This is a genomic window from Chryseobacterium sp. WG14 (assembly GCF_024586945.1).
Classification (GTDB): Bacteria; Bacteroidota; Bacteroidia; order Flavobacteriales; family Weeksellaceae; genus Chryseobacterium.
Genome location: NZ_JALCZD010000025.1, coordinates 1 through 8,965 on the forward strand (window position 1 = coordinate 1; position 8,965 = coordinate 8,965).

The following is an 8,965-nucleotide window of genomic DNA, read 5'->3' on the forward strand; positions in this document are numbered from 1 at the left end:
ATACGTTTTTGACGTATCCGTATCCGAGTTTTTCAACAGTTTACTGTATGGCAACGAACTTCACCTGCTGGATGAAGAAACGAAGAAAGATGCCGATGCCATCAGCAGATATTTACTTTCCCATGATATTGCTTACACCTATTTACCGCCGGTAATGCTATCCGTTCTTCCTCGTGTTGATTATCCATTACTAAAAGGATTATTATACGCAGGAGAACCGTGTGATTATGAAACGGGAAAATACTGGTCAGAAGAGAAAGTGTTGTATAACCTTTACGGACCAACCGAAGCAACGATCTATGCCACATACAAGCAGGTAGGCCATGGCGATGTGCATCTGATCGGCCGTCCTGTAGGAAACAGTTCCGCTTATGTGCTGGATGGGAACCTTCGATTAGTTCCTGTGGGAGCCATAGGCGAGCTTTACCTTGGCGGAGCTGGAATAGCAAGAGGCTATTTAAACAGACCTGATCTGACCGAAGAACGTTTCATTGTCAATCCATTCCAAACGGAAGAACAGAAAGGGAAGGGAGAAAATGGAAGGCTGTACAGTACAGGAGATTTAGTACGCTGGCTTCCGGATGGCAATATAGAATACATTGGGAGAAATGACTTCCAGGTAAAAATCCGGGGTTATAGGATAGAATTGGGAGAGATCGAAAACTGTTTGTCTCAATATCCTGAAGTAAGACAATCAGTAGTCTTAGCCAAAGAGAACAGTGTGGGGATGAAATACCTTGCCGGATATTATGTATCAGAAGAAGATATTGATAATGAAATTCTTACGGAATACCTGTCAGAATCTTTACCGGAATATATGGTACCGAATGTCTTTGTTCATCTAACCTCTTTACCATTAACGATCAACGGTAAACTCGACAGAAAACAGCTTCCTGAACCGGAATTCAGCGGAGACAGAGAATATACAGGTCCTGAGAACAAACAACAAGAGAACTTGTGTAAGATTTATGGAGACATCTTAGGCGTCGCTCCGGAACATATCGGGATCCACGATGATTTCTTCCGATTGGGAGGAAACAGCATCATGGCGATCAAACTGATCAGTAAGATCAAACAAGAGATGAATGTTCAGGTGAATGTAGCCATGGTATTCAGCCATAAAACAGTCGCATCATTGTCTCATATACTCAATGAAGAAAGCAGTCAGGCTGAAGAGATTGTAATCAATCCTGTACTGGTATCTTCACCCGAAGAGCAACGTTTATCTTTTGCTCAGGAAAGACTTTGGTTTATAGAAACGTATGAAGGAGGAAGCAATGCATACAATATCCCAATGATCTTCATGTTGGGTGAAAATGTTCAAACTGAGCTTCTTCAGGAATCTTTTAAAACACTGACTCAGCGCCACGAAGTGCTGCGAAGCCTTATTCGTACCACAAAAGACGGAGCGGGATATCAGGTTATAACCAGTCAGGAACCTCCTATCTATACGAGAAAAGTAAACTCCAGAAAAGAGCTTGATGAAGCCATTAACTATGCAGCAAATAAAGTTTTCCGACTGGAAGAAGAGCTCCCGATGAGTATCAATGTTTTCAATCTGGAGAACCGCAACTATCTGTCTGTTGTGATTCATCATATTGCTTTTGACGGATGGTCTACTGATATTTTTATCAGAGAATTATGCAGTATTTATCAGTCTCTTTCTGAAGGGAAAAATCCTGATTTACCGGAATTAAAAATACAATACAAAGACTTTGCATTATGGCAGAGAGATTATTTGACAGGGGAAAGACTCGATCAACAAATCGTTTACTGGAAAAATAAGCTTGATGGTTTCCAAACACTGGATATTCCTCTGGATCTTAAAAGGCCCGCCCATATTTCTTATGCAGGGGCAACACAATACTTTGACCTGCCGGCAGATCTGGTATCAGAGCTGAGAAATCTTTCGAAAGATCTGGGAGTAAGTTTATACAGTATGATGCTAAGTGGTTACTATATGATGCTGTCTGCCTATTCAGGGCAGGATGATATTGTAGTGGGAAGCCCTGTTGCAAACCGTCACCATGTGGGTCTTGAGGACATCATAGGGTTCTTTGTAAACACGCTGGCTTTAAGAGAAAAAATTAATCCTGACCAGACGATTGAAGACTTTATTCTACAGGTGGCCCAGTCGGTTACAGAAGCTCAGTCTCATCAGGATCTTCCTTTTGAGAAACTGGTAGAAGAATTAGGAGTAGAACAGGATATGTCCCGACACCCTGTTTTTCAGGTCATGTTTGGGCTTCAAAGCTTTGATGGCGGAACCTCTTTTAAAAATCATGAAGCCGTTCTCCAGCCTTTTGATGGGAATATAGACTATCAGTCGGCCAAGTTTGACCTGACCATGATGATTGATGATCATGGAGACAATATCCAGGGAATTTTCAATTATGCGGTATCTCTTTTCAGCAGAGAAACGATTATGCGCATGATAGATTCGTACTTGTTTTTCCTGAGGCAGCTTGTTAACATTGTAAATAGAACAGAAAACAATACTGTAAAGAATCTGACCCTTATAACAAAAGAGGATCATCAAAAAATAACGGGAGAATGGAATACGGCTGGGGTGGCATATCCTGAAGAAAAGACAATACATCAGTTATTTGAAGATCAGGTAGAAAAAACACCTGATCATATAGCTTTAGTATATCAGGATAGTAAGCTTTCTTATCGTGAACTGAATCAGAAAGCAAACCAACTTGCTCATTATCTTATTGAAAATTATAAGCTTACATCAGATGATCTTGTTCCTCTTTGTTTAGAGCGTTCAGAAGATATGTTGATTGCAATTTTAGCCGTATTAAAGGCAGGTGCAGCTTATGTACCTATGGATCCGGCATACCCTGCAGACAGAATAAAACATATTCTTGATGATACCGGAGCAAAAATAGTCCTTACCCAGGAAAGAACATTAGAAAAGGTAAGAAGATTAGACCAGGTAACAGGAATATCTATTGATGAGGAAACATTCAAAACCTTTATCGGTAAAATAGATGCAAAAAATCCGGTGACCACAACCGGGGCAAACAATCTAGCCTATGTCATCTACACCAGTGGAACGACCAGAATGCCTAAAGGAGTAATGATAGAGCACAGAAATGTAGTGAATGTGGTGAGCCAGGTAAGAGATGCATACGGATTCAGTGAAGGAAAGAAAATAACAGCTTATACTTCCTATGTTTTTGATGTATCTGTATCAGAATTTTTCAATACTTTATTGTTTGGAAATGAGCTGCATTTGCTAGATGAGGCTACTAAAAAGGATGCAGATTTAATAAGCAGCTATCTCCTGGATCATCAGATAGCTTATGCTTATTTACCACCGGTAATGCTATCCGTACTTCCAAAAATACAATATCCGAACCTAAAAGGATTGCTCTATGCAGGAGAACCGTGCGATTATGAAACCGGAAAATACTGGTCTGGGCACACCACCCTTTACAATCTTTATGGACCTACCGAAGCTACAATTTATGCTACTTATAAACAGGTATATCATGGAGATGTACATTTGATTGGACGTCCTGTTGGGAATACCTCTGTCTATGTACTGGATAATCTCTATCGTCCGGTTCCTCCAGGAGCCGTAGGAGAGCTTTATATCGGTGGAGACGGAATTGCCCGCGGATACCTGAACAGACCGGAACTGACTGTTGAGCGATTTATTTCGAATCCTTTCCAAACCGAATTACAGAAAATCAGAGGAAAAAATAATATAATATACAAAACCGGGGACCTTGTTCGCTATCTTCCCAATGGTGACCTGGAATATCTGGGACGTAATGACTTCCAGGTGAAAATCCGTGGCTATAGAATTGAGCTGGGAGAAATTGAAACCGCATTGCTGGGGTATCCCGGAATTCGCCAGGCAGTTGTACTGGCCAAAGAAAATACCGCTGGCGTGAAATATCTTGCCGGATATTATGTATCTGATACTCCTATAGAATCTTCTTTGCTTTCGGAATTTCTGGCAGAATCATTGCCTGAATATATGGTTCCCAATGCTTATGTGTATCTTGATCATCTTCCATTGACTATAAATGGAAAACTCGATAGAAAACAGCTTCCTGAGCCAGAGTTTACAGCAAGTATGGAATATGCAGCGCCAGAGAATGAGTTGCAGGAAAAATTATGTCGTATTTATGGAGAGGTATTGGGATTAAATAGTGATACTATTGGTATTCATGATGATTTCTTCAAGCTGGGTGGTAACAGTATTATGGCGATCAAGTTGATCAGTAAAATAAGGAACCAGCTGGAATTTCAGATTCAGGTGGCTTCCGTATTCAGCCATAAAACCATTGCATCTTTGAGCTCGGTGCTGGAATCAGACTCCAAAGTGAATGAGCAGCTAATTATTATACCGATAGTATTTTCTTCACCCGAAGAGCAGCGTCTGTCATTTGCCCAGGAAAGACTGTGGTTTATAGAAGCTTTTGAAGGAGGAAGTAGTGCCTATAATATTCCGATGGCTTTCAGCCTGGGAGAAAAAATAAAATTAGATTTTCTTCAAAAGTCTATAGAAGCTGTGGTAAAGCGCCATGAAGTGCTTCGTTCTGTAATTCGGACTACTGAGAAAGGAGTAGGCTACCAGGTGGTTACAGACCTTATTCCTGAGTTTACAATTACAGAAGTAGAGACCAGGGAAGAATTGGAAGAGAGTATAAACAGATCGGCCAACAAGATTTTCCGTTTGGAGCAAGAACTCCCTGTCGATATTAATGTTTTCAAGCTGAAAGAGCATTATTACCTGTCTGTAGTTGTTCATCATATTGCTTTTGACGGCTGGTCAATAGATGTATTTTTAAAGGAAATACAGGCAGCTTATGAAGCTTTTGAAGCAGGTAAGGACTCTCAATTGCCAGGCTTAAAGATTCAGTACAAAGACTTTGCGCTATGGCAGCGTAACTATCTTGCCGGAGAGGTATTGGAAAAGCAGATCAAGTACTGGAAAAATACCCTTGACGGTTTTGAATCTCTCAATCTGCCTTTAGATCATAAAAGGCCTTCCTATATTTCTTATGAAGGGGCTAGTATGTACTTTAATCTTTCTTCTGAGACTGGTTCTGGTCTGAGAAAGCTTTCCAAAGATTTGGGAGTAAGTCTGAATAGTGTCATGCTTGGAGGATATTACCTGATGCTTTCTGCGTATTCGGGGCAGGATGATATTGTATTGGGAAGCCCAATTGCCAACCGTCACCATGCAGGTCTTGAGGACATGATCGGATTTTTCGTCAATACATTGGCGTTAAGAGAAAGTATTGATCCTGAACAGAGTCTTAAAGATTTTATTCTTCAGGTATCAAAATCTGTAACAGAAGCCCAGTCTCATCAGGATCTTCCATTTGAGAAGCTGGTGGAAGAATTGGGTGTAGAGCAGGATACCTCCAGACATCCTGTCTTTCAGGTGATGTTTGGAATTCAGAGTTTCGGAGGAAATTCTGATAATAACGAAACTTTATTTTCTCCTTTTGATGGAGAAATTGATTATCAGGCTGCGAAGTTTGACTTGACCACCATGATAGATGATGGTGAAGAAAACATCCGCGGAATGTTTAACTATGCTGTATCTCTTTTCAATGGAGATACCATTATAAAATTAAAAGATACTTATGTGTGGCTTCTGGAGCAATTGGCCCGGATGAGTGATGCAGAAGCTAAAAATACCAGAATCAATGATCTTCGTCTTTTAGAGGAAAATGATTATAAAAAAATAACAGAAGACTGGAATAATACGGTTTCTGATTATTCATCTGAAAAAACCATTCATAGGCTGTTTGAAGATCAGGTTGCAAAGACCCCAGATCATATTGCTTTAGTCTATCAGGATATTAAACTGTCCTACAAAGACCTGAATGAGAAAGCAAATCGTTTGGCCAACTATCTTATCCAAACTTACAATCTTCAGCCTGACGATATTATTCCTTTATGTTTAGATCGTTCTGAGAACATGCTGATTGCAATGTTAGGAGTTCTGAAGTCGGGTGCAGCTTATGTCCCGATGGATCCTTCTTATCCTGCAGACAGAATAAAACATATCCTTCAGGATACTGAGGCAAAACTTGTCTTAGGTCAGGAAAGTACAGTCGAAAAGCTGGGAGATGTGGGGGTAGATTTTATCGCTTTAGATGAGGTAAATATTAAAGCACAGCTTGAACTCACAGATTCAAGTAATCCTGTTACCCAGGTGAATTCAGGTAACCTTGCCTATGTCATTTACACGAGTGGAACAACAGGACTTCCTAAGGGAGTAATGATCGAACATAAAGGTGTTTCCAACCTGACCAAGCAATTTGCTAAAGATCTGGATCTTATTTCTGATGGAACGGCTTACAAAAGCTGTCTATGGTATGCCAATTACGTCTTTGATGCCCATGTTGCAGAACTTTATCCTGTGATTACCCATGGTCACAGTATTTATGTATTGGATAAAGAGAGACAGACTGATATTGCAGGATTACAGGAATATATAGCAGTAAATAACATCAGCATTGCCACAATACCACCGGTTTTATTGACTAAAGACTATACCTTACCACTAGAAAAACTTATGGTAGCCGGGGATATAACAAATCCACAATTGATGGCTCTTTATCAGGCTGAAGGAGTGGATATCATTAATGCTTATGGTCCAACCGAAGGCACAGTGTGTGCAACATTGCATTATTATAAGGAAGACGGTAACCCGCTCAACATCGGAGGTCCTATTGGGAATATGACGACTTATGTGTTGGATGGCCATATGCGGGCTGTTCCAGTGGGAGCTGTAGGAGAGCTTTATATCGGAGGAGCCGGAATTGCCAGAGGTTATTTAAACCGCCCGGATTTAACAGAAGAACGTTTCCTTGATAACCCATTCCAGACATTATCACAAAAAGCAAGAGGCGAAAACAGTCGTCTATACAAAACGGGAGACTTAGTACGCTGGTTAGCTAATGGCGAGCTTGAATATATCGGCAGAAATGACTTCCAGGTAAAGATCCGTGGTTACAGAATTGAATTAGGGGAGATTGAAAATACCTTGCTTCATTATCCTGGAATCCGCCAGACGGCAGTATTGGCTAAAGAAAACAAATCCGGCTTAAAATACCTGGCAGGATATTATGTATCAGATGTTGAGATTGATTCCAATTTACTCTCAGAACATTTGTCAGAGCGTTTACCGGAATATATGGTACCAGGTGCTTTTGTACACTTAACAGCGTTGCCATTAACGATCAATGGAAAACTAGATAGAAAACAACTTCCGGAACCTGAATTTACAGGAAGCAAAGATTATGTTGCTCCCCAAACGGATCTTCAGGTCAAACTGTGCCAGATCTATGGGGATGTTTTGGGTCTTGATGCTGCAAGTATCAGTATCGAAGATGATTTCTTCCGCTTAGGAGGCGACAGTATCATCAGTATCCAGCTGGTAGGAAGAATCAGACAACAATTAAATATCAGGCTGACAGTTAGGGAAGTATTCACTACCAGGACTATTTTTTCTCTGTCTTTACTTATAGAAAGTAAAGAAGATACTGAGGATATCCGCATTTTGACGGAACAGGGAGTGCTGGAAGGAGAAGTTGCTCTTTTGCCAATTCAGGATTGGTTCTTCAGCCAGAAAGAACAGGGGTATCTTGGAGATTTCAATCACTGGAATCAGGCCTTCTTACTTTATGTGCCTGTTCTAAAGAAAGAACTTCTGGAAGAATCAGTGAAGTGCTTGATCGAAAGACATGACGCACTTAGACTTCAATATCGTAGAGAAGATGGAAAATACATTCAACAATATGGAAAACCAGAAATCCCTTCGGTCAATTATCTGGATGCTTCCGGATTAAATTCAGAAGAACGGTCTCATGTATTTACAGAGTGGCAGTCTCAGTTTGATATTGAAAACGGATCATTGTATCAGATCGGCTATATCAGCGGTTATCAGGATGACAGCGCAAGGATTTATTTTGCCTTTCACCATTTGATCATCGATGCCGTAAGCTGGAGAATTATTACCGAAGATTTAAAGAATATTTACCAATCCCTTGAAAAAGGAGATACAGAATATATTGCTGCCCATACAAAAGGGACAAGCTACAGACAATGGGTGGAAGCTGTGCGAAGCTATAAAACAGAAAACCCGGAATCCAGAGCCCAGGAACTTTTATTCTGGAATACAACAGCAAATAATGTAGAAAAGAACAACAAAGGTCTGGATCAGTTCATAATTAAAGATCAACACTACAGTGAGCTGAAATTATCCAAAGAGATGACTCAAGCGTTGATTAGAGGTACCAATCATGCATACCATACCCAGATCAATGATTTATTACTTTCAGCTTTATCCGTTACTCTTTCAGAATTAAGTGGAAAAGATATTCATCCTGTTTTATTGGAAAGTCATGGTCGTGAAGAAATATCAGGTAATCTTGATATTACGGAAACCGTAGGTTGGTTTACCACGATGTATCCATTGCTTCTGAAGAGAGGAAAGAATCTAAGAGATACTGTTGTTTCCACCAAAGAAGCTTTGAGAATCATCCCGAACAACGGAATTGGCTATGGTAGTTTGATAGGCTATACAGAGCGTGAGTTACCTAAGGTCAGCTTTAATTACTTAGGTCAGTTGGATCAGGAACTTGGTGACAAAAACTGGACGATTGCTGCTGAAGATAGTGGATTGAGTATTGGAAAAAGAAATAAAGATAATAATCAGATCAGTATCAATGGAGCTGTTGTAGACGGACATCTTAAATTTGGTGTTGCAGGCTACCTTCAGGAAGAAGAGATTAATCGCTTTTCAGAACGATTAAAAGCCAATATAGAGGCTATTGTAGATCAGCTTTCAAAGGAAATTAAAAGCATTCTTACCCCATCTGATATAGACTATATTGTAGAGCAGGAACAGCTATTTGGTATTCAGGAGAAAGGGGAAATTGAAGGGGTTTATTTAGCGAACAGCTTACAGGAAGGCTTTGTGTAC

1 protein-coding gene is annotated in these 8,965 nt (G+C 40.2%); it reads left to right on the forward strand.

The annotated features are described in order from the left end of the window. On the forward strand, positions 1 to 8,965 hold an 8,965-nt coding region (locus MP478_RS22395; RefSeq protein ID WP_257201713.1), incomplete at both ends, for a non-ribosomal peptide synthetase.